The organism is Pseudomonas sp. IT-P176, from assembly GCF_949767245.1.
GTDB lineage: Bacteria > Pseudomonadota > Gammaproteobacteria > Pseudomonadales > Pseudomonadaceae > Aquipseudomonas.
On sequence record NZ_CATKPN010000019.1, the window covers coordinates 1 to 219 of the forward strand.

The window sequence follows — 219 nt, forward strand, 5'->3', positions numbered from 1 at the left end:
GGTGGTGCTGTTGGCCGGAACGGTGATGGTGGTGCCGTCGGAGAGCTTGAAGGTCAGTTCGCCGTGGTTGCTCATCGGCAGGCCAGCGGCGTTGGTCAGGGTCACGGTGTAGGTGACGGAGCCGCCTTCGGTGACGGTGGTTTTATCCACAGACAGAGTGGCAACCACTTCAGACAGGGTGTCGCCGATGGTGACTTGGGCTTTGTCGCCCAGCACCAG

General features: G+C 62.1%; 1 protein-coding gene. It reads right to left on the bottom strand.

The annotated features are described in order from the left end of the window. A partial coding sequence (locus tag ACM6IP_RS00960) for an immunoglobulin-like domain-containing protein (protein WP_414860733.1) occupies positions 1 to 219 on the bottom strand: 219 nt, incomplete at both ends.